The sequence below is a fragment of the Jonesia quinghaiensis DSM 15701 genome (genome assembly GCF_000423205.1).
Taxonomy (GTDB): Bacteria; Actinomycetota; Actinomycetes; order Actinomycetales; family Cellulomonadaceae; genus Jonesia; species Jonesia quinghaiensis.
In genome coordinates, this window is sequence record NZ_AUHN01000001.1 from 1 (window position 1) to 2,222 (window position 2,222).

The following is a 2,222-nucleotide window of genomic DNA, read 5'->3' on the forward strand; positions in this document are numbered from 1 at the left end:
CACTATTGGGTTATCGAAACGCAAGCGTGTCTTGTGTGGAGGTGGCTTCGCTTCTGCTTGCTGGGTGGCCCTGTTGGGGTTGTTTGGTGGTGGGGGTGTGGGTTTGTTGTTTGTGAACTGGATAGTGGACGTAATATGAGCATCTTGTAATATTTTTTGTGTGTCGTTTTAGTGTTTTAGAGCACATGGTGGATGCCTTGGCATTAGGAGCCGATGAAGGACGTGGTAGCCTGCGTTAAACCTCGGGGAGTTGGCAAACGAGCTGTGATCCGAGGGTGTCCGAATGGGGAAACCTACCTGGAGTTGTGTTCAGGTGCCGTCGTCTGAATGTATAGGGCGATTGGTGGGAACGTCGGGAAGTGAAACATCTCAGTACCGACAGGAAGAGATATTCCGTGAGTATTGGCGAGAGAAAGCGGAAGAGGCTAAACCGTGCGTGTGTGATACCCGGCAGGGGTTGCACGTTTCGGGGTTGTGGGACCGCCCATGTTTGGTCTGCCGGCCATTCGCAAAGTCAGAAAACTGTTGTGTAGGTGAAGCTGGTGGGAAACAGCGGCGTAGAGGGTGAGACCCCCGTAACTGAAACATGATGGTCTTTGTGTGGTGTGTTCCCAAGTAGCACGGGGCTCGAGAAATCCCGTGTGAATCTGGCAAGACCACTTGCTAAGCCTAAATACTCCCTAATGACCGATAGCGGATAGTACCGTGAGGGAATGGTGAAAAGTAGCCCGGGAGGGCAGTGAAATAGTACCTGAAACCATGTGCTTACAATCCGTCGGAGCCTCCCTCGTTGGGGTGACGGCGTGCCTTTTGAAGAATGAGCCTGCGAGTTAGTGCTCAGTGGCAAGGTTAACCCGTTGAGGGGTAGCCGTAGCGAAAGCGAGTCTGAATAGGGCGATTGAGTCGCTGGGTCTAGACCCGAAGCGAAGTGATCTACCCATGGGCAGGTTGAAGCGCGGGTAAGACCGTGTGGAGGACCGAACCCACCTAGGTTGAAAACTGGGGGGATGACCTGTGGGTAGGGGTGAAAGGCCAATCAAACTTCGTGATAGCTGGTTCTCCCCGAAATGCATTTAGGTGCAGCCTCACGTGTTGCTTGTTGGAGGTAGAGCTACTGGATAGCCGATGGGCCCCACCGGGTTACTGACGTTAGCCAAACTCCGAATGCCATCAAGTCTAAGCGTGGGAGTGAGACTGCGGGGGATAAGCTTCGTAGTCGAGAGGGAAACAGCCCAGACCACCAGCTAAGGCCCCTAAGCGTGTGCTAAGTGGGAAAGGATGTGAGATTGCATAGACAACCAGGAGGTTGGCTTAGAAGCAGCCACCCTTGAAAGAGTGCGTAATAGCTCACTGGTCAAGTGATTTCGCGCCGACAATGTAGCGGGGCTCAAGTACACCGCCGAAGCTGTGGCATGACATCCCTTGTGGGTGTTGTGGGTAGGGGAGCGTCGTGTAGACGGTGAAGCTGCCGGGGAACCGAGTGGTGGAGACTACACGAGTGAGAATGCAGGCATGAGTAGCGAATGACGGGTGAGAAACCCGTCCGCCGAATGATCAAGGGTTCCAGGGTCAAGCTTATCTGCCCTGGGTTAGTCGGGACCTAAGGCGAGGCCGACAGGCGTAGTCGATGGACAACGGGTTGATATTCCCGTACCGGCGAAGCACCGCCCAACACAAAATCATGTTGAGGTTTCTACCGTTGTTGATTGATGCTTTGCTCTTTCGAGGGTGAGGTGATGGTTGATGATGCTAGGGGCTGATCGTGGTGGCGTGAGCGTATTAACAGGGGTGACGCAGGAAGGTAACCAAACCGTCGCGATGGTAGACGACGGCCAAGGCTGTAGCGTGGGTATTAGGTAAATCCGGTACCCGTGAAGCGTGAGAGTTGATGGGGTTAAGTTGGTGATCCTATGCTGTCTAGAAAAACCTCGGCGCGAGGTGTTAGCCGCCCGTACCCCAAACCGACACAGGTGATCAGGTAGAGAATACTAAGGCGACGAGAGAATCATGGTTAAGGAACTCGGCAAAATGCCCCCGTAACTTCGGGAGAAGGGGGGCCTCGGGCGTGAACACCCTTGCGGTGGGACGCGTTTCGGGGCCGCAGAGACCAGAGAGAAGCGACTGTTTACTAAAAACACAGGTCCGTGCGAAGACGTAAGTCGATGTATACGGACTGACGCCTGCCCGGTGCTGGAAGGTTAAGAGGATCGGTTAACCACCTT

Annotated in this window: 1 rRNA gene; it reads left to right on the forward strand. The window is 54.2% G+C overall.

Annotation, left to right across the window (positions count from 1 at the left end):
- Window positions 1-165: 165 nt before the first annotated feature.
- Window positions 166-2,222, forward strand: a 23S ribosomal RNA gene (locus G538_RS0100010); the annotation flags it as partial.